20 protein-coding genes are annotated in these 17,833 nt (G+C 74.1%); 9 read left to right on the forward strand and 11 right to left on the reverse strand.

All coding sequences use genetic code 11. The annotated features are described in order from the left end of the window. The first annotated feature begins 66 nt into the window (after positions 1-66). Positions 67-480, forward strand: a complete 414-nt coding sequence (locus Q1A09_RS19090) for a MerR family transcriptional regulator (RefSeq protein ID WP_299958661.1) — start codon at positions 67-69, stop codon at positions 478-480. A gap of 235 nt (positions 481-715) precedes the next feature. Here Q1A09_RS19090 and Q1A09_RS19095 read toward each other — a convergent pair whose 3' ends face one another. Beyond that, positions 716-2,320 carry a methyl-accepting chemotaxis protein gene (locus Q1A09_RS19095; RefSeq protein ID WP_299958664.1) on the reverse strand — a complete coding sequence of 535 codons (1,605 nt, stop codon included), beginning with the start codon at positions 2,318-2,320 and terminating at the stop codon, positions 716-718. 154 nt (positions 2,321-2,474) lie between these two features. Here Q1A09_RS19095 and Q1A09_RS19100 point away from each other — a divergent pair, with 154 nt between their 5' ends. Next, positions 2,475-3,596: a methyltransferase gene (locus Q1A09_RS19100; RefSeq protein ID WP_299958667.1), complete on the forward strand. Its 1,122-nt coding sequence runs from the start codon at positions 2,475-2,477 to the stop codon at positions 3,594-3,596. Between the two features lie 69 nt (positions 3,597-3,665). Here Q1A09_RS19100 and Q1A09_RS19105 read toward each other — a convergent pair whose 3' ends face one another. Both Q1A09_RS19105 and Q1A09_RS19110 read right to left on the reverse strand, forming a co-directional pair. Continuing rightward, positions 3,666-4,169, reverse strand: a complete 504-nt coding sequence (locus Q1A09_RS19105) for a phosphoribosyltransferase (protein ID WP_299958670.1) — start codon at positions 4,167-4,169, stop codon at positions 3,666-3,668. Positions 4,170-4,218: 49 nt separating this feature from the next. Continuing rightward, entirely contained in the window at positions 4,219-4,953 is a 735-nt protein-coding gene (locus Q1A09_RS19110) for a GAF domain-containing protein (protein ID WP_299958673.1), read from the reverse strand. Positions 4,954-5,412: 459 nt separating this feature from the next. Here Q1A09_RS19110 and Q1A09_RS19115 point away from each other — a divergent pair, with 459 nt between their 5' ends. From Q1A09_RS19115 to Q1A09_RS19125, 3 genes are all read left to right on the forward strand, one after another. Next, positions 5,413-6,324, forward strand: coding sequence for a sensor histidine kinase (locus tag Q1A09_RS19115; protein ID WP_299958676.1), 912 nt, complete (start codon positions 5,413-5,415; stop codon positions 6,322-6,324). Positions 6,325-6,391: 67 nt separating this feature from the next. After that, positions 6,392-7,258 carry an SDR family oxidoreductase gene (locus Q1A09_RS19120; protein ID WP_299958678.1) on the forward strand — a complete coding sequence of 289 codons (867 nt, stop codon included), beginning with the start codon at positions 6,392-6,394 and terminating at the stop codon, positions 7,256-7,258. After that, positions 7,255-7,791 carry a MarR family winged helix-turn-helix transcriptional regulator gene (locus tag Q1A09_RS19125; RefSeq protein ID WP_299958681.1) on the forward strand — a complete coding sequence of 179 codons (537 nt, stop codon included), beginning with the start codon at positions 7,255-7,257 and terminating at the stop codon, positions 7,789-7,791. Before Q1A09_RS19120 ends, Q1A09_RS19125 begins: the two co-directional genes overlap by 4 nt. Positions 7,792-7,810: 19 nt before the next feature. On the opposite strand, the gene soxR is transcribed toward Q1A09_RS19125, so the two are convergent. After that, positions 7,811-8,263 carry a redox-sensitive transcriptional activator SoxR gene (soxR, locus tag Q1A09_RS19130; RefSeq protein ID WP_299958684.1) on the reverse strand — a complete coding sequence of 151 codons (453 nt, stop codon included), beginning with the start codon at positions 8,261-8,263 and terminating at the stop codon, positions 7,811-7,813. A gap of 64 nt (positions 8,264-8,327) precedes the next feature. Between soxR and Q1A09_RS19135 the strand changes: the two genes are divergently transcribed. Next, positions 8,328-9,329: a questin oxidase family protein gene (locus Q1A09_RS19135; RefSeq protein ID WP_299958687.1), complete on the forward strand. Its 1,002-nt coding sequence runs from the start codon at positions 8,328-8,330 to the stop codon at positions 9,327-9,329. 7 nt (positions 9,330-9,336) lie between these two features. On the opposite strand, the gene Q1A09_RS19140 is transcribed toward Q1A09_RS19135, so the two are convergent. Then, positions 9,337-9,750 (reverse strand): STAS domain-containing protein, encoded by a 414-nt coding sequence (locus Q1A09_RS19140; RefSeq protein ID WP_299958690.1) that lies wholly within the window; start codon positions 9,748-9,750, stop codon positions 9,337-9,339. A 109-nt stretch (positions 9,751-9,859) separates the two neighbouring features. Here Q1A09_RS19140 and Q1A09_RS19145 point away from each other — a divergent pair, with 109 nt between their 5' ends. Continuing rightward, entirely contained in the window at positions 9,860-10,450 is a 591-nt protein-coding gene (locus tag Q1A09_RS19145) for an NADPH-dependent FMN reductase (protein ID WP_299958702.1), read from the forward strand. Positions 10,451-10,459: 9 nt separating this feature from the next. Here the strand turns inward: Q1A09_RS19145 and Q1A09_RS19150 are convergent, their stop codons facing one another. After that, positions 10,460-10,987, reverse strand: a complete 528-nt coding sequence (locus tag Q1A09_RS19150; RefSeq protein ID WP_299958705.1) for an NUDIX hydrolase — start codon at positions 10,985-10,987, stop codon at positions 10,460-10,462. Between the two features lie 42 nt (positions 10,988-11,029). On the opposite strand from Q1A09_RS19150, the gene Q1A09_RS19155 reads away from it, so the two are divergent. Then, positions 11,030-11,509, forward strand: coding sequence for a DUF1992 domain-containing protein (locus Q1A09_RS19155; RefSeq protein WP_299958709.1), 480 nt, complete (start codon positions 11,030-11,032; stop codon positions 11,507-11,509). Positions 11,510-11,512: 3 nt separating this feature from the next. Here Q1A09_RS19155 and Q1A09_RS19160 read toward each other — a convergent pair whose 3' ends face one another. The 4 genes from Q1A09_RS19160 to Q1A09_RS19175 form a co-directional block, all read right to left on the reverse strand. After that, the gene (locus Q1A09_RS19160; protein WP_299958712.1) at positions 11,513-11,650 is read right to left on the reverse strand and encodes a hypothetical protein; all 138 of its coding nucleotides are present in this window, start codon (positions 11,648-11,650) and stop codon (positions 11,513-11,515) included. Between the two features lie 64 nt (positions 11,651-11,714). Then, complete coding sequence (locus Q1A09_RS19165) at positions 11,715-12,263, reverse strand: hypothetical protein (RefSeq protein ID WP_299958715.1); 549 nt, start codon at positions 12,261-12,263, stop codon at positions 11,715-11,717. Between the two features lie 219 nt (positions 12,264-12,482). Further along, a complete protein-coding gene (locus Q1A09_RS19170; RefSeq protein ID WP_299958718.1) occupies positions 12,483-14,366 on the reverse strand; it encodes a hydantoinase B/oxoprolinase family protein in 1,884 nt (627 codons plus the stop codon). Continuing rightward, complete coding sequence (locus Q1A09_RS19175; protein ID WP_299958721.1) at positions 14,363-16,426, reverse strand: hydantoinase/oxoprolinase family protein; 2,064 nt, start codon at positions 16,424-16,426, stop codon at positions 14,363-14,365. Before Q1A09_RS19175 ends, Q1A09_RS19170 begins: the two co-directional genes overlap by 4 nt. 137 nt (positions 16,427-16,563) lie before the next feature. On the opposite strand from Q1A09_RS19175, the gene Q1A09_RS19180 reads away from it, so the two are divergent. Next, a complete protein-coding gene (locus Q1A09_RS19180) occupies positions 16,564-16,938 on the forward strand; it encodes a VOC family protein (RefSeq protein ID WP_299958724.1) in 375 nt (124 codons plus the stop codon). An 18-nt stretch (positions 16,939-16,956) separates the two neighbouring features. On the opposite strand, the gene Q1A09_RS19185 is transcribed toward Q1A09_RS19180, so the two are convergent. Next, positions 16,957-17,787 carry a dienelactone hydrolase family protein gene (locus tag Q1A09_RS19185; protein ID WP_299958726.1) on the reverse strand — a complete coding sequence of 277 codons (831 nt, stop codon included), beginning with the start codon at positions 17,785-17,787 and terminating at the stop codon, positions 16,957-16,959. Between the last annotated feature and the right edge of the window lie 46 nt (positions 17,788-17,833).

A 17,833-nucleotide genomic window follows, 5' to 3' on the forward strand; every position in this document is an offset into this window, starting at 1 on the left:
GCGCCGACGGTAGAGCTTCGAGCCGCTGGAAGGTCAAGCCGAACGGCGGGCCCTAGCCTGGGCGGTGTGCGGATCTCTGAGGTCAGCCGACGCAGCGGGGTCCCGGCGACGGCGCTGCGCTACTACGAGACGGTCGGCCTGATCACCGCACGGCGCGCCGCCAACGGCTACCGCGACTACGACGAAGACGTCCTCGCCCGGCTCGACCTCATCGAGGCGAGCAAGGAGCTGGGTCTTCCGCTGGAGGAGATCGCCCGGCACCTCGAGGGACTGCAGACCCGTTCCTGCACCGAAGTCCGCGACAGCCTGCGACCGCTGCTGGCCGAGCAGCTGCGTCAGATCGAGGCCAAGCGCGCCCGGCTGGAACGGCTCAGTCAGCGCCTGCGGGCGGCCGACGCCGGCCTGGCCGCCTGCCCTGATCGGGACGACCTGTGCTCCTCGGAGTGCGCATTGAACCGCCCACTGGAGCCATCCGCCTGAGCTGCGCGCCGGGGATCCTGCTCGGCGGACCGCCAGACTTCGATCGAACGGCCCGGCTGGGATCGCCGTGAGCGCGGTGTGAGGCCACGCCGATGACGAGCCGTCATGTGGGGCCGGCCGCTGATTCTGTTTGGGCGGCCTGGCCGCGGCACGATCGGTGCTGGCTGCGAGCGCCGTCGCTGGCCCGGCGGTGACGACGCTGCTCGAGCGCAGACCGGCTCGGAGTCCACGTGCCTCACCAGGTGAAGCGGCCCACCGCCCCGCGCAGGCCGGTGGCCATCCGGGAGAGCTCGGCCACCGCCGTCGTCGTCTGGGTCAGCGCCTGGGTGGTCGAGTCAGCGGCCTGGGAGACGCCGGTGATGTTCGCGGCGATCTCGTTCGAGCCGCTGGCCGCCTCGGTGACCGACCGGGCCATCTCCGCGGTGGTCGCGGTCTGCTCCTCGACCGCGCTGGCGATGGTGGTCTGGTGGTCGTTGATCTGCCCGATCACGCCGGTGATGCCGTCGATGGCGGTGACGGCACCCGTCGAGTCGGCCTGGATCGCCTCGACCCGGCGGGTGATCTCCTCGGTGGCGCGGGCGGTCTGCTCGGCCAGCTCCTTGACCTCCCCGGCGACGACGGCGAAGCCCTTGCCGGCCTCCCCGGCGCGCGCGGCCTCGATCGTGGCGTTGAGGGCCAGCAGGTTGGTCTGCTCGGCGATCGAGGTGATCAGCTTGACCACGGCGGTCACCTCCCGGCTGGACTCACCGAGGGCGGTGACGGTCGCGGTCGCCTCCCGGACCTGGGCCACCGCCTGGGCGGCCACCCCGGACGCGGCGTTGGCGCTCTGCGAGATCTCCCGGATGGAGGCGCCCATCTGCTCGGCGCCCGCGGCCACCGTGCCGACGCTGCGGGAGACCTCCTCGGCGGCGGAGCTCACCACCTGCGACTGGGCGCTGGTCTCCTCGGCGGAGGAGGCGATCTGGGCGGAGGAGGCGGAGAGCTCCTCGGCGGCGGCGGCGACCGCATCGGCGGACGAGCCGACCTCGGCCATCACGCCGCGCATCGCGCCGGTCGCCTCGTCCAGCGCGGCGCTCATCCGGCCGAGCTCGTCCTTGCTGGTCAGCCCGGTGCTGCGGGTCAGGTCGCCCTGTGCAAGCCCCTCGGCCACGTACTGCACCGACCGGATGCCCCGGGTGATGACCGCGGCCACCAGCAGGCCGATCCCCGCCGCGACCGCCAGCCCCACGCCCAGCACGACCAGGGCGATGGTGCGGTGGTGCTCGTAGGACGCCCGGGCGTTGGCCGCCGCGGCGGCCGCCTCGCGGGTGTCGATCGCGCGCAGCTCGTCGAGGTCCTCGATCACCTCGGTGAGCAGCGGCTCCACCTGCTCGGCACCGGCCGGCACCGCGGTGGTCACCCCGGCCGAGGCGGCGGGGAGCAGCACGGTGCTGGTCAGCGTGTCGATCTGGGCCAGGTCGTCGGTGGCCTCGGCGACCAGGTCGTGCTCGTGCCCGGAGGGGTGGTTGGCCGCGTAGGCGCTCACCTGGTGCTGGTAGTCCGCGACCAGGGTGTGGACGTCGGACAGCGGCGGGGCGTGCGTGTCGACGGCGGTCGCCGCACCGATCGCCAGCCGGATCTGCTCGACGTCGTCGATCATCAGGCCGATCTCCTCGATGCTGAGGACGTTGTCGGCGTAGATGGCCTCGCTGGTGGCGGCCGAGTCGGCGAGCGCGGTCAGGCCGAGGCCACCGATCACGGCGGCGACGGTGCCGGCGGCGGCCGTGGAGGCGAGCACCTTGATCCGCACGGGGCGGTCGGCGAACCACTGGGCGCCGGGCAGGCGCGCGGTGCGGGGCATGGGGGTCTCCCGGGGGGCGGTGCTCCGCCGTCCGTGGGGCCACGACCGGCACCAGGCACATCGGCACCCGGGGTGCCTTTCCGGAACTAGATCACCCGATCAGGCGAACAGGGCGGTGTCGGGGTCACCCGGACCGCCCGGCACAGTGGACGGCGTGTCCCCCGACGAACTGTTCGCCCAGCTGCGCCGCGACCCGGACGTCGACGCCCCGGAGCTCGTCGCGGTGGACGCCACCGACCGGCTGCTGCTCGACGAGGCCGCCGAGCTGATCGCGCAGCACCCGGACGACGTGGTGCTGCTGGACGACTCGCACGGCGCGCTCACCCTGGGCGCGGTCGCCCTGCACGGCGCGGTCCGGCCCCGGGTGCACCAGGACCTGCGGGTCGGCGAGCTCGCGCTGGCCGCCAACGCCGAGCGCACCGGCCACGCCGGCAGCTACCGGTCGCTGCCGCTGGGCCCGGAGCTGGTGCGCGGCGCCCGCGTGGTGCTGGCCCAGGCGCCCAAGGGCCTGGACGCGCTGCGGGAGCTCGCCGAGGTGGTCGCCGCGGACGCCGACCCCGACGTCACGGTCCTCGTGGGCGGCCGGGTCAAGCACATGACCCACGCGATGAACGACGTGCTGGGCGACTCGTTCGCCGAGGTGCACGCCACCCGCGGCCGGCAGAAGTCCCGGCTGCTGGTCGCCCGCGGTCCCCGGCCGGGGGCGTCGTCCTTCCCGGTGTGCCGGGAGCACGCCGACCTGGGGCTCACCGTCTGCGCCCACGGCGCCGCCTTCGCCGGCACCAAGGTCGACCGCGGCACCCGGGCGCTGCTGCAGGTGCTGCCCGGCGCCGTCCCGGACGCCCGGACGGCGCTGGACCTGGGCTGCGGCACCGGGGTGCTCGCGGTGGGGCTGGCCGCCGCCCGCCCGCAGCTCGCGGTGACCGCCTCGGACTCCTCGGCCGCCGCGTGCGCATCGGCCGAGGCGACCGTCGCCGCCAACGGGCTCACCGGCCGCGTCACCGTCACCCGGGACGACGCCGCGAGCAGCGTCCCCGACGGGAGCGTCGACCTGGTGGTCTGCAACCCCCCGTTCCACCTGGGCGCCGCGGTGCACGCCGCGGCGGCGGAGCGACTGTTCGCCGCGGCCGCCCGGGTGCTGCGGCCGGGCGGGGAGCTGTGGTGTGTCTACAACAGCCACCTGCCGCATCGGGACGCGCTGCGCCGGCTCGTCGGCCCCACCCGTCAGGTGACCCGCGACCCCACGTTCACCATCACCGCCACCACCCGCCACTGACGGCCCTGCCGGCCCCCTCTCAGGGGCCCGACACGAGCGTGTGAGTGGTGGGGGCGAGGGGGTCCTTCCTCAGTGGCCGCTGCCGCCGCGGGAGACCACCGGTGGGAGGCTCGACCAGGGGAAGTCGATCCAGGCGTCGGTCTGCTTCCAGGCGTAGTCGCACCGGACCAGCGAGCGCGGCTTCTCGTAGACCACGGCGGTGCGCACCTCGGTGACGTGCCCGGCGCAGAAGTCCTTCACCAGTTCCAGCGTCTTGCCGGTGTCGGCGACGTCGTCGGCGATCAGCACCCGGGCGCCGGTCAGGTCGACGACGTCCAGCGTCGGCGGGAGCACCACCGGCAGCTCCAGCCGTTCGTCGACGCCGGTGTAGAACTCCACGTTCATCACGAAGAGGTTCTTCACGTCCAGCGCGTAGCCCAGGGCGCCGCCGAGGAACAGGCCGCCGCGGGCGATGGACAGCACGATGTCCGGCTCGAACCCGCTGTCGGCCACCTGCTGGGCCAGTTCCCGCGCCGCCCGGCCGAAGTCCTGGTAGGTCAGCGTCTCGCGCTGGGGCTCGGCTGGCGCACTCACCCGCGGATCGTCGCAGGTCCGGGCGGGTCCGGGCGACGTGGCGTGCGCCTCATCGCGGCGAGCCGGCCGACCCGGACAGGTCGGCCAGGCTAAGCCGCCGCGCCAGGACGTCGGCGGCGACGTCGTCCAGGTCGCGGTCCGCGCCGAAGGCCTGCCCGCGCAGCAGGGCCAGCGCGTCGGTGCTGTCCACCTCCAGGCCCACGCTGACGAAGCCGATCGCCTGCCAGACCCGCGCCCGGCGGTCGGCAGCCGGGGCGTCCAGCCAGGCCGGCCCGGACTCGCTGCGTGGCTCGGCGTCCATCGCGGTGGCGAACGTGTCGCTGAGCGCGGTGGTGACCGCCAGGGCGTCGGCCAGGCCCAGGTCGCGCACCGAGCCGGGTGGCCGCACGTACAGGTCCAGGGCGCCCACGTCCTGCAGTCCGCCGTGCAGCGGGAGGGAGACCACCCCGCGGTACGGGGTGTGCGAGACCAGCGCGTCGTGGAAGACCGGCCAGCGGGCGCGGATCTCGTCCTCGGCGGCGAGCACCGGCTTCCCGCTGCTGTGGGCGGTGAGGCACGGGCCCTCGCCGACGGTGAACTGCAGCCGCTCTGCCACTCCCGCCACCGAGTCGCTGCCACCCAGCGGCAGCCGGCGGTCGGCGGCGAAGTAGACGCTCAGTCCCGCCCCGGCGACCGGGAGCAGGTCGGCGCACGCGCGCGCCAGGCGCAGCGGCAGCAGCTCGGGGCCGGGCAGCTCCGGCTCGGCGGCGGTGACACGGGCGGTGAACTCCTGCGTGAGGTCCATGCCTCCCTCTCGGTCGACACCTCGGGCCCGGCCGTGGCTGGACCGGAGGTGCCGTCTGGCGCCCTTACCCCGCGACGCACCCGTTGCACACCTGTCGCGCGTGGGGTCCGGGCCGGGGGAGAGCGGCCTGGCTGATCGGGGTCGACGGTGGGTGCACCGGGCCGGTCGGCGGCACACGACCCCGGCGAGTTCCCGACCTGCTGCGATCGTTCGCGTGCCCAGCGTCCGGGTGCGGCGCGGTTCACCCGATCGTGGGGGTCATGATCGGTAGCCCGGTTGCCGAGAGTGGGGGTGGGTAGCTGAGAATGCCACCAGTTCTGCGAGTCCCACCGTCCCCCGCGAGGTCCCGTGTCCCTGCTCGGAGCTCAGCCCACACGCTCGTCGCAGCGTGCCCGGGCTGACGGCGGCGGGCCGGCTCTCCGGACGGGCGCGAGCGACGGCCACGGCCACACCGCCGTCGTGGTGCGGTCGACCGACGAGCTGCTCGCCGTCGCCGTCCCCTACCTGGAGGACGGGCTGCGGGCCGGGGACCTGGCCGTGGTGTCCTGCGATCCGCAGACCACCGACCTGCTGCGCGCCGAGCTCCGCGGCGCCGGGGACGCGCTGGTCAGCGACCCCCGCGTCTCGATGCGGGGCGTCCGTGCCCCGGACGCCTTCGGTGCCACCCGCACCCTCCTCGAGCAGGCCGGCCGGACACGGACCGGCCGGATGCGGCTGTTCGGTCAGCCGCTCGTCGGCGGTGCACCCCGCGAGTGGCGGGAGGCCGCCCGGTACGAGGCCGCGGCGAACGTGGTGATCGCCGGCATGCCCCTCGATGCGCTGTGCTGCTACGACGCCTCCACGATCCCGGACGACGTGATCGAGACCGTGCGCAGGACCCATCCGCAGCTGCTCCGGGGCGGGGTGGTCACGCCGAACCTGGAGTACCAGCGCCCGGCGCACTTCCTGCGGCAGCTGCCCCTGCCCCGGGAGGCGATGGAGGCCGGCCCGCCGGTCTACGCCCTCGACGCCGCCACCACCCTGGCCGACCTGCGACACCAGCTGGCCGCGGTGCTCGCCGCCCAGGTTCCCGACCGTGACCAGCGGGAGGACCTGCACCTGGCGGTCGCCGAGATCGCCGCCAACGCCTTCCGGCACGGCACACCCCCGGTGTCGGCACGGGTCTGGGCCTCGGCCGACCGGGTGGTCTGCACGATCACCGACCGCGGTCGGGGGCTCATCGACCCGCTGGCCGGTTTCCGGCCGGCGCACGGCGACGACCTCTCCCGCGGCGGGATGGGCCTGTGGCTGGCCCGCAAGCTGTGGGACCACGTCGACCTGCTGCACGACGTGCAGGGCTTCACCGTCCGGCTGAGCTCGCCCCTGCACTGAGCGCCCCGCTCACCCGGAAAGGGCACGGCGCCGACCCGGAACGGTCTCTCAGACCTAAGGTGTCGGTGTGATCGTGGTGACGGCGGCCGGAGGGCAGACGGGAGCGGCCGTCGTCCGGGCGCTGCGGGCGCGCGGCGAGCAGGTCCGGGCCGTGGTCTCCCGGCGGGGCCCCCGCCCGGAGCTGACCGAGCTCGGCGCCGAGGTGGTCGTGGCCGAGCTGACCCAGCCGATGGCCTGGTCGAAGGTCTTCGCCGGGGCCGACGCGATGTACCTGATCTGGCCCAACTTCGACCCCGACGAGGCCGAGGGCGCACCCGCCCTGTTTGCCGAGGCCCGCCGGGCCGGGCTGCCGCGGCTGGTCTACCACTCCGTGCTGCGCCCGCAGCTGCGGGTGATGCCGCACCACGCCGCGAAGGACCAGGCCGAGGAGGCGCTGGACGCCAGCGGTCTGCGGTCCTGGCGGGTGCTGCAGCCCTGCTCCTACGCCGAGAACGTGGACACCCAGCTGGAGGCCGTGCACGCCAGCGGCGTGCTGCGCAGCTTCTGGGGCCTGCGGACGGCGCAGTCGCTGGTCGACCTGCGCGACGTCGCCGAGGCCGCCGCGGTGCTGCTGACCGAGGACGGGCTGGACGGCGGCACCTTCGAGGCCGCCGGGCCCGAGGCGCTCACCGCCCCGGAGATAGCCGAGCGCATCGCCGCCCGGCTGGGCGAGCCGGTGGAGGCCGACGACGTCATCCCCGGTGGGGAGGTGCCGACGTCCTTCGCCGGCCGGTGCCGGCGCACCATGTTCGACCACTACCGCGCGCACGGGTTCACCGGCAGCCCGCGGGTGCTGACCGACCTGCTCGGCCGGCCGCCCCGCACGTTCGCCGAGCACCTGGCCGACCTCGACCTCGGCCACCTCGGTCTGGCCGGCCCCGGGACGCCGGCGTGAGCGAGCAGCTGGTGTCCACCGGCGACGCGATGGACGTGATCCTCGCCCAGTGGGCCCAGGAGCGGCCGGACCTGGACTGCTCGCCGATGGGCGTGATCGGGCGGGTCAGCCAACTGCAGCGTGAGGTCTTCCTCGCCCAGCGGGCCACCTTCGCTCGGCACGGGCTCGACGCGCCGTCCTTCGACGTCCTCGCCGCGCTGCGCCGGGCCGGCGCCCCCTACCAGCTGACGCCCACCGCGCTGATGCGCACCGCGCTGGTCACCTCCGGGGCGATCACCCAGCGGCTGGACCGGCTGGAGGAGAAGGGCCTGATCACCCGCGGGCGCAGCGACGCCGACGGGCGGGCCGTCGTGGTCACCCTCACCGACGCCGGCCGGACGGCGCTGGACGCCGCGCTGCCCGATCACCTGGAGACCGAGCACGGCATGCTGGCCGGGCTGTCGGCGGAGGAGCAGGAGCAGCTGGCCGGGCTGCTGCGCCGCTGGCTGATCTCGCTGGGCCGGGTGCCCGGCGGCACCCCCGACCCCAGCTGAGCCGCGCGGCGCCGGGGCGTCACGGCACCGGGCGGCGGGCCTCCCTGACCCAGCGGGCGCCCGGCCCCTCGCTCCGTGCCCCGTCGCCGGGGTTGTAGAGGGCACACCGGCGCAGGGACAGGCAGCCGCAGCCGATGCAGCCGTTGAGGTCGTCGCGGAGTCGCTCCAGTTCGGCGATCCGGGCCTCGACCCGGGGCCGCCAGTCGCGGGAGAGCCGGGTCCAGTCCGCCCGGGTGGGGGTGCGGCCTTCGGGCAGCCCGGCCAGCGATGCGGCGATCTCCTCCAGCGACAACCCGACCCGCTGCGCGGCGGCGACGAAGGCCAGCCGGCGCAGCACCGAGCGCGGGTAGCGACGTCGGTTCCCACCGTCGCGGACGCTGCTGAGCAGTCCCCGCTCCTCGTAGTAGCGCACCGTCGGGACGGAGACGCCGGCCCGCACGGCGACGTCCCCGATGCCCATGAGCTCGTCCACGCCGGGAGTGTCGCAGCTCAAGAGGGCTTGAGCTCAAGGTGACTTGAGCTGGTGAGCTGTCCGCATGAGCGCAGAACTGGACGAGGTGTACGAGCGGATGCGCACCACGGGCCCGGAGTTCGACGGCTGGCTGTCCAACCACGGCCCGATGGCGGCCGACGCCCTGCTGCGGCTGGGTGCGGGTGGTCGGGTGCACGCCTGGCTGGACGGCTACGCTGACCGGCTCGAGGAGGCCCCGCGGCCGCGCTGGCCGATCCCACCCGACCAGTGGCGGGAGGTGCTGGGTGACCCGAGCCGGCTCGGCGACTGGCTGTCCCTGTTCGACCGGGAGCTCGCCGAGCGGCCCTGGGTGGACGTGCTGGTCACCTGGTGGCCCCGGCTGCTGCCCGGCTCGCTCGCCTCGGCCACCCACGGGTTGATCCGCACCGGTCATGCGGTGCGCGCGCTGCGGGAGGAGGGGACCGCCCCGCGGCGGGCCGAGCTGGCGCAGGCGCTCGGCTACTGGGCGGCCCGCTGGCTGCCCGCCCCCGGCCGCACCCGGCCGGACGGCGACCGCCCCGCGGCGGGGGCGCTGGACGGGGTGCCGGTCCTGGCCGGGCCGGGTGGCTTCCGGACCCGGCTGGCGAGGGTGGGGGAGGAGCCGGGGTGGGCACCCGCCGTCCGGGCCGCGGCCGCGCCGGACGACGTCCCGGCCGGGCTGGACGCGCTGGTGGACGCGGCCGTGCAGCGGTACGGCCGCTGGACCCCCGGCAGCCCGGTGATGCTGGTGCACGCGGCGACCGCACCCCGGGCCGCGGCACTGGTGCTGCCCTCGCTGCCCCGGGAGCTGTGGGCGGGCACCTACCGGGCCGCCTGGGTCACCGCCGCCGCGATCACCGCTGCCTACCGCAGTCCGCAGCCGCTGCCGGACCCGCCGGCCGGGCTGTCGGTGGACGAGCTGGTCGACCGGGCGGCCGGCCATGGTGACGAGCACGTGCTGAAGTTCGCCGAGGTGGCCGTGGAGGCCGCCGGTCGGGGTGTGCCGACCGCCGTCGGGTCGGGGCTGCGGGCCGTCGCGCTGGTCTGAGCGGGGCTCAGCGGTGCTCGACGCCGGGGTGCATGCCCTCGTGCACGTCCTCCGGGTGGCCCTCGCGGCGGTCGACGATGGTGAACCGGCGCCACAGGCCCGACAGCTGCAGCGGTCTGGCCACCGCGTCGCTCTGCACCGTCAGGGTCAGCTCGATGCCGCGGGGCTCGGCCATCTTCTGCAGCTGCACCAGGGCCGACATGCCGGCGGAGTTCATGAAGGTGACGCCGCAGGCGTCCAGGCCGACCCGGTGCAGCTGCGGGGTGCCGAGCATCAGGTCGGTCATCACGCGCACCAGCGGGCGGCGGGCGTCCTCGGTCAGTTCGCCGACCAGCGTGATCTCCGCGGACGTGTCGTCCTGGGCGGTGACCGTGACCTCGGCGCTGTGATCGGGTTCGGCGGTGTGCTCTGACTCGGCCATGCCGGTGACCTTCCCGGATGTGGGCCGCTTCACTCCTGGGTGCACCGCCGGGGAGATGGTTGCCTCGGCATACTGTTGACCTCTCAACCAGTGCGTCCGAGGAGCTCCCGTGTCCCAGCCCCTGCTGCAGGTCGTCGTCGGCAGCACCCGCCCCGGTCGCAAGGGCCTCGCCGTCGCCCGGTGGGTGGCCCAGCTGGCCGACGTCCACGGCGGCTTCGACGTGGAGCTGGTCGACCTGGCCGAGGTCGGGCTGCCGGTGTTCGACGAGCCGGACCACCCGCGGCTGCAGCGTTACGCCCACCAGCACACCCGTGACTGGAGCGCGATCGTCGGCCGCGCCGACGCGTTCGTGTTCGTCACCCCGGAGTACAACCACTCGTTCCCGGCGTCGCTGAAGAACGCCCTGGACTTCCTCAGCGTCGAGTGGGCCGACAAGGCCGCCGGCCTGGTCTCCTACGGCGGCGTCTCGGCGGGCCTGCGGGCGGCGACCGCGCTCAAGCCGGTGCTCACGGCCCTGCGGATGGTCCCGGTGGTCGAGGCGGCGACCATCCCGTTCTTCCAGCAGTTCCTCACCGCGGACGGCGACTTCGTGCCCAACGACCAGCTGGCCGCCGGCGGCAACGCGATGCTCGACGAGCTGCTGCGGATCACCACCGCGCTGCGGCCGCTGCGCGAGACGGTCGAGGAGCCGGCCGCGTAGCCCGCGGCCTCAGCTCCGGTCGAGCAGCAGCAGGCTGAGCGCGGCGAGCGACGGGCCGTCGGTGAACCGGCCGTCGGCCACCATCGCCCGCAGCTCGGCCTCGGTCACGAACGCGCTGACCATGTCCGCCTCGGAGGCCTCCCGGGCGGTGGGGCCGACGGTCAGGTCGGTGGCCAGCCACACGTCGAACTCCTGGGTGGCCAGCCCCGGGGCGAGGTCCAGGTGCCCGAGGTGGCGCAGCGAGCCGGCCCGCAGCCCGGTCTCCTCGGCGAGCTCGGCGCGGGCCAGCTCCTCCGCCGACCCGCCGGCGCCGGTCGGCCAGGTGCCCTGCGGGAACTCCCACGAGCGGCGGCCCAGTGGGTGGCGGTACTGCTCGACCAGCCAGAACCCGTTCCGCTCGGCCGGGATGACGAGGCCGAAGTCCGGGCGTTCCACCACCGAGTAGATGCCCGGTGACCCGTCGTCCAGCTCGATCGCGTCCTCGCGCAGCCGGATCCAGGGGTTCCGGTAGACCTCACGGGTGCTCGTCGTCCGCATGGGGCAGAGACTGGCAGACGGCGCGTGCGGAGGAGGACGCCGATGACCGAACGCAAGCCCGAGGGGATGACCTTCGAGAGCTGGGTCGAGCACCAGATCGTCCAGGCCCGGGAACGCGGCGACCTGGAAGGGCTGGCCGGCGCGGGCAAGCCGCTGCCCCGGCGCGACCGGGAGAAGAGCAGCTACGAGTGGGCACTGGAGTGGGCCAAGCGGGAAGAGGCCGACGTCGCGGCGATGCTGCCCACCGGCCTGGCGCTGCGCAAGGAGCGCGAGGAGCTGCCCGCCCGGGTCGCCCGCCAGCCCACCGAGGAGCTGGCCCGCGCGGTGGTCGAGGCGCACGTGGCCCGGGTCGACCAGTACTACCGCCGCCCGGTCGACGGGCCGTGGGTGCCGGTGGGCATGCCCGACGTCGAGGAGATGGTCACCGAGTGGCGGCGCACCCGCCCGGTCGTCGTCCCCGAGGCCGCGGCGCCCGCCCCGGCACCGACCCGCCGGCGGTGGCTCCGGCGGCGGGCGGCCTGACCGTCAGTCCTGCTCGTCCGGCTCCTCGTCGTCTGCGTGCCGGGCCTGCAGCTCGCGGGTGGCCATGCCGCCGGTCCCGCCCTCGTCGTACTGGCCGGGGTGCAGGTTGGGGCTCTCGGTCTCGTGCTCGGGCTCGGTCATCACCGACGAGCCTGCGCCGACGGGCCGGCCCCGGCCACCTGACCGGGCGGGACGCGCGGTGCGATCACTCGGTCTCGGTCGGCACCGACGTGCTGACGTCCTCCGCGGCGATGTACACGCCCCCCTGGAAGTCCAGGAACGCGTCGTCGGTCAGCTCGATGCCGAGGTCGCCCTCGGCCGTGGCCTCGTTGAACGGCTCCTCCACGGTGCCGGTCACCTGCACCACCTGGCCGGACTCCAGGCCGTTCGCCGAGTCGGCACCGACGATCAGCAGGGGCTCGACCGAGGTGTCGTCGGTGCCGGCGATGGAGAAGGCGTTCGGGCCGATCAGCTCGTTGACCGTCGCGGAGACGGTCACCTGCTGGCCCACGTACTGGTTGGACTCCTCGGAGAACGCCGTGTCGTAGAGGCCGTCGTAGCCGATCACCGGGTCGCTCTCCGTGCCGACGTCCAGGCCCGGGTCGGTCGTGGCGTCCTCCTCCTGGATGTCGCCCGCGCTCACGCCCTCCTCCGGCCCGGCTGTGTCGTCACCGCAGGCGGTCAGGGTCAGCGGGGAGAGCGCGAGGGTCCCCGCGATGGTGAGCTTGGCGAAACGGCTGCTGTGGGTGCGCACTGTGTGTCGTCCTCTCGTGAACGCGACTCCGGTGGGCCGCGTGCTGGTTGGTCACGAGAGGAATTGCCTGATCAGGATCGGGGATGCGGGATCACGGCCAGGGTTGACCGAGACGTGACGTACCGGTACGTCCGGTCTCGGTGGGAGGTTCCGGCCGGCCGCGGGTGTCACCGGCCCGTCATCCGCGACCTGCGCGGATGACGGCCGCGCGCGAGGAGGTCAGAGCAGGTCGAACTCGTTGAACGCGGCCCCGCCGGAGAGCAGTGCGTAGCCCGGGCCGCGGTCGAAGAACGGCTCGACGTCCGGCCGCCCGGCCCGCATCGACGCCCGCAGCTCCTCGGTCGCGGCGTGGTCGGGCGTCCCGTCGTCCTGGATCACGACGCCGTAGTCGTCCCGGGCGCCGGCCACGCTGACCTTGTGCCAGGCGATGTCGCGCAGCACCTCCTCGATCGGCCGCTCCAGCGGGTCACCCCAGCCGCCGCCGCCCGTCGTCCGTACCCGCACGACGGTGCCGGCCTTGAGCGGCTCGGCGTCGGCCAGCGCGTCGACCTCGTGCTCGTCCGGGCCGCCCGGGTCGACGGTGATCGAGAACGGGCGCCCCGCCTTGCCGCCCTTCACGCCCCAGCAGGACAGGATCGAGCGGTCGGCGATGGACATGAAGTGCGCGTCGCGCAGCACCCGGATGTCCTTCTCGTAGCCGCAGCCGCCGCGGTACCGGCCCGGCCCGCCGGAGTCCTTCGCCAGCGCCAGCCGCTCGATCCGCAGCGGGAACCGGGACTCGGTGAACTCCGTGGGCAGGTTCCGGGAGTCCGGGACGACGTGGATGGTGTCCTCGCCGTCGGCGTAGTACCGGCCACCGGAGCCGCCGCCGAGCACCTCGCGCATCAGGTACGGCTCGCCGTTGACGTCGGTGCCGTAGACGCCGGTGTAGCGGATCGTCTCCTGGTCGGCGGGCATCCGGCCGCCGGTGGCCTTGGCCAGCACCCCGGCCAGCACGCCGAGCAGCCGCAGGATCACGAACGTCCGGGCGTTGGTGGGCGCCGGGAAGATCGGGGTGAGCAGCGTGCCCTTCTCCGGGAACCGCATCTCGATCAGCGGTACGACGCCCTCGTTGACGTCCAGCTGCGCCGTCCGCTCCGGCGACTCGGCCAGGTTGCGCAGGATCGGCGCCAGCCACTTCTTCAGGAAGTTGCCGTCGGCGTAGTCGCCGCAGTGGTTGATCGGGCCCTTGGCCTGCGGGCCGGTGCCGGTGAAGTCGATGACCAGCGGGACGTCCTTCGTGGAGTCCATGGTCAGCGTGATCCGCTGCCGGTGCAGCTGCGGGGCGTCGACGCCGTCGTGCTCGGCGTAGTCCTCCCAGACGTAGGAGCCGTCCGGGATCTGGGACAGGATCTCCCGGCGGTACACCTCGGTCGAGTTGCTGAGGATCGACTCGAAGCACGCCTCGACCGCGGCCACCCCGTACCGGTCGAACAGCTCACCGAGCCGTCGTGCCCCGGCCAGGCAGGCCGAGCACTCGGCGTCCAGGTCGGCGGCGAGAGAGTCGGGCATCCGCGAGTTGCGGGTCATGATCGTCAGCGCCGCGTCGTTGCGGACACCGCGGTCCCACAGCTTGATCGGGGGGACCATCAGGCCCTCCTCGAACACGCTGGTGGCCGCCGACGGCATGGAGCCGGGCACCGCGCCGCCGATGTCGTCGTGGTGGCCGAAGGCCTGCACGAAGGCGACCACGGTCGGCGCCCCGTCCACGTCGGCGAAGACCGGCACCGTCACGCACAGGTCGGGCAGGTGGCCGATCCCGCCCTCGGAGAGGTAGACGTCGTTGTGGAAGAAGACGTCGCCGGGGTTCATCGTGTCGATCGGGTGGTCGCGGACCACCGGCTGCACCAGCGCGGAGTACGAGCGGCCGGTGAGCTTGCGCAGCCGGCGGTCGTGGATGCCGGCCCGGAAGTCGTGCGCGTCGCGGATCATCGGGGAGCGGGAGGTCCGCCCGATCGACGTCTCCACCTCCCGCTCGATCGCCGCCAGCGTCCCCGCGACGATCTCCACCAGCACCGGGTCGGCGCCGTCCACCCGGCCTTGTTGGCCAACATGGCTGGTCATCGGGTGGTCTCCTTCGTGAGCAGCAGGTTGCCGAAGCGGTCGACGGTGGCGGCGAAGCCGGGGTGCACCGGGACGGTGGAGCCGAACTCCTCGACGATCGCCGGGCCGGCGACGACGTCACCGGGGGAGAGGTCGGGCCGCCAGTACAGCGGCGCCTCGACCCACTCGTCGAAGAACACCGGGCGGGTCCCGCGGCGGGCGTCCCGGCCGGACGGCGTGAGTTCGACGATCTCCGGACGGCGGATCGGCCCGATCCCGCTGACCCGCAGGTTCACCCACTCCACCGCCTGCCGTGGATCGGTGGCGAAGTCGTAGCCGTAGAGCTGGTGGTGCGCCGCGTGGAAGGCGGTGGCCACCGCGTCGATGGCCGCCTCGTCCAGCTCCCCGTCCCCGACCGCGACCCGCACCTCGAACGCCTGGCCGACGTAGCGCAGGTCGGCGGTGCGCTGCATCCGCTGCTCGCCGCGCGGGAAGCCCTCGCCGTCCAGGGCGACCTCGGCCTGGCCCTCGAGGTCGGCGAAGGCGGCGGCCAGCGTGGCGGGGGAGACGTCGGCGTGCCGGGCGACCATCGTCTGCACGTAGTCGTTGCGGACGTCGACGGTGAGCAGCCCGAAGGCGCTGACGTTGCCCGGGTTCGGCGGCACCAGGGTGCGTGGCAGGCCGAGCACGTCCATCAGCCGGCAGGCCAGCAGCGAGCCGGAGCCGCCGAAGGTGGTGAGGGTGAAATCGCGGACGTCGAGGCCGCGGGCGACGGTGACCTGGCGCAGCGCGTTGGCCTGGTTCCACGCGGAGATCTCCAGGATGCCGCCGGCCAGCGCCTCCACCGTCAGGCCCAGCTTGCCGGCCAGCTGCTCCAGCCCGGCCCGGGCGGCGTCGACCGACAGCGGGATCTCCCCGCCCAGCAGGTGCGGGGGGATCCGGCCGAGGACGACGTGCGCGTCGGTGACCGTGGGCTGCTCGCCGCCTCCTGCGTAGCAGATTGGCCCCGGGTCGGCGCCGGCCGACTTCGGCCCCACCTTGAGGGTGCCCTCGGGTGACAGCCAGGCGATCGAGCCGCCGCCGGCGCCGACGGTGACCACGTCGATCATCGGGATCTTGGACGGGTAGTCGCCGACCGAGCCCTCGGTGGTCAGCGTCGGCTCCCCGTCGATCACCACGGTGACGTCGGTGGAGGTGCCGCCGCCGTCGCAGGTGAGCACCCGGTCGAACCCGGCGGTGCCGGCGATCAGCGCGGCGCCCAGGGCGCCCGCGGCGGGGCCGGAGAGCATCGTGGTGATCGGCTGGTGCACCACCTCGGCCGCGCTGAGCACGCCGCCGTTGCTCTTCATCACGTAGAAGGGGACGGCGGGGGCGATCTCGTCGAGGCGGCGGCGGATGTTGGTGACGTACGCGCCGACCTTGGGCTTGACCGCGGCATCGACGAGGGTGGTCACCGAGCGCTCGTACTCGCGGTACTCGCGCAGCACCTGGGAGCTGATCGAGACCACGGCGCCGGGATGTTCCACGTGGAGCACGTCGAGCATCGCCCGCTCGTGGGCGTCGTTCGCGTAGGAGTGCAGGAAGCAGACGCCGATGGTGGTGATCCCGGCGTCCTTGAAGAACCGGGCGGCCTCGACGGCGTCGTCCCGGTCGAAGGGGCGCACCTCGGCCCCGCTCACGTCGAGCCGCCCGCGCACCGTGCGGACCAGGTCGGCCGGGACGATCCGCGGCGGCTTGACCCAGAAGTAGCTGTTGCCGTAACCGTCGGGCACCGACTGTCGGGCGATCTCCAGCACCGACCCGTAGCCCTCGGTGGTGATGAAGCCGATCCGGTCCAGCTTGCCCTCGAGCAGCTGGTTGGTGGCCACCGTCGTCCCGTGGCTGACCGCGGTGACCGCCGAGCCGTCCAGGCCCAGCTGGTCGAGCACCTTGCGCACGCCGGCGAGGAACCCGTCGGCCGGGTCGGCCGGCGTCGAGGGCGTCTTCGTGGTGGCGACCTCGCCGGTCTCCTCGTCGACGGCGACGACGTCGGTGAACGTGCCCCCGGTGTCGATGCCGATGCGGACCCGCCGAGCGCTCATGCCGAGAAACCTTAGTGCTGAGGTACCCGCCTCGGGAAGGTCGCCGATGAACTCGGTGCCGCCGTCGGCCGGCTGCGCGCTGCGCTCGCCGAGCGGGGGCTGTCGTTCCGTCGGTGGTCCTGGCTAGCGTCCCGCGCATGGCAGACCGCCCGCGGATGACGCTGACCGCCACCGTGCTCGACACTCCCGACCCGCGCGGGCTGGCCCGGTTCTACGCCGCGCTGCTCGACTGGCCGATCGGCACCGACGACCCGGAGTGGGTCACGCTGCGCCCCGGCGGGCCGGCGCTGTCGTTCCAGCTGGAGCCCGACCACGTGCCACCGGTCTGGCCGGCGGGCAAGGGCGACCCGCGGATGCAGCTGCACCTGGACGTCGCCGTCGACGACCTGGCCGCCGCGGTCGAGTTCGCCGTCTCCCTGGGCGCGACGGTCGCCGGGTTCCAGCCGCAGGACGACGTCCGGGTGATGCGCGACCCGGCCGGCCACCCGTTCTGCCTCTACATCGAGGGGTGACCGGCCGGGTCGCGCCGGTCAGCCGGCCGAGGCGGCTGCCCGGTCCGCCGGCTGGGTGGCCAGGCGTTCCCGCAGGAACGCCACGACCTGCTCGCGGGCCTCGTGCGTCGGGTGCCCGGGCGTCTCGACGTCCTTGCTGGTCAGCACCATGTGCTCCTTGCTGCCGATGCCCGCCTCGTTCCCCGGGCGGGAGTTCAGCGCGATCGGCAGCCAGCCGTCGCCGAAGGCGGCGCGCAGCGAGCGGAAGCGGTCCCGGGGCGCGGCGGCGTCCTCGCTGAACCGCAGCCCGAGCAGGCACAGCCCCTCCTTCTCCACCCGGGTCACGATCGCGTCCCGCTCCCGGTCGGACATGCCCAGGTCGCGCCGGTGCCCGGCGGAGAGCGGGAACGGGATGGAGGGCTGGCTGGCCACCGGCGCCAGGACGGCGGGCTCGGCGGCCGAGGCGAGGGCGAACCCGCCGCTGAAGCACATGCCGATCACCCCGACCCCGGGGCCGCCGACCTGGTCGTGCACCCGGCGCGCCACGGCCCGGACGTACTCGGCCACCGGCCGGTCGGCGCGCTTGGCGAAGGCCCGGAACTCCCGGCTGATGCAGGCCGCGGCCAGGCTGCGCGCCGCGTAGCCGGGGGTCATCGGCTTACCGGGTTCACCGAACAGGGAGACCACGGTGACGGTGAAGCCGGCGTCGACCAGGTGGTCGGCCAGCCCCAGCACCTGCGGGGTCATGCCGGGGATCTCCGGCAGCAGGACGACGCCCGGGCCGGAGCCGCGGGTGTGGAGGGTGTGGGTGATGCCGGCGTTGGTGAACGGCTCGGACGCCCAGCCTGCGAGTGATGACGACTCTGTCATCGGTTGATCGTGGAGCACGACGGCCGATCGGTCGAGCCCTGCGCCT

The organism is uncultured Modestobacter sp., assembly GCF_947486615.1.
Classification (GTDB): domain Bacteria; phylum Actinomycetota; class Actinomycetes; order Mycobacteriales; family Geodermatophilaceae; genus Modestobacter.

Excerpts from the sequence above, each read along its gene's own strand:
- Q1A09_RS19095 (WP_299958664.1), bottom strand. The coding sequence starts at position 2,320 with ATGCCCCGCACCGCGCGCCTGCCCGGCGCCCAGTGGTTCGCCGACCGC.
- Q1A09_RS19110 (WP_299958673.1), bottom strand. The coding sequence starts at position 4,953 with ATGGACCTCACGCAGGAGTTCACCGCCCGTGTCACCGCCGCCGAGCCG.
- Q1A09_RS19135 (WP_299958687.1), top strand. The coding sequence starts at position 8,328 with ATGAGCGCAGAACTGGACGAGGTGTACGAGCGGATGCGCACCACGGGC.
- Q1A09_RS19140 (WP_299958690.1), bottom strand. The coding sequence starts at position 9,750 with ATGGCCGAGTCAGAGCACACCGCCGAACCCGATCACAGCGCCGAGGTC.
- Q1A09_RS19150 (WP_299958705.1), bottom strand. The coding sequence starts at position 10,987 with ATGCGGACGACGAGCACCCGTGAGGTCTACCGGAACCCCTGGATCCGG.
- Q1A09_RS19155 (WP_299958709.1), top strand. The coding sequence starts at position 11,030 with ATGACCGAACGCAAGCCCGAGGGGATGACCTTCGAGAGCTGGGTCGAG.
- Q1A09_RS19160 (WP_299958712.1), bottom strand. The coding sequence starts at position 11,650 with ATGACCGAGCCCGAGCACGAGACCGAGAGCCCCAACCTGCACCCCGGC.
- Q1A09_RS19170 (WP_299958718.1), bottom strand. The coding sequence starts at position 14,366 with ATGACCAGCCATGTTGGCCAACAAGGCCGGGTGGACGGCGCCGACCCG.
- Q1A09_RS19175 (WP_299958721.1), bottom strand. The coding sequence starts at position 16,426 with ATGAGCGCTCGGCGGGTCCGCATCGGCATCGACACCGGGGGCACGTTC.
- Q1A09_RS19180 (WP_299958724.1), top strand. The coding sequence starts at position 16,564 with ATGGCAGACCGCCCGCGGATGACGCTGACCGCCACCGTGCTCGACACT.
- Q1A09_RS19185 (WP_299958726.1), bottom strand. The coding sequence starts at position 17,787 with ATGACAGAGTCGTCATCACTCGCAGGCTGGGCGTCCGAGCCGTTCACC.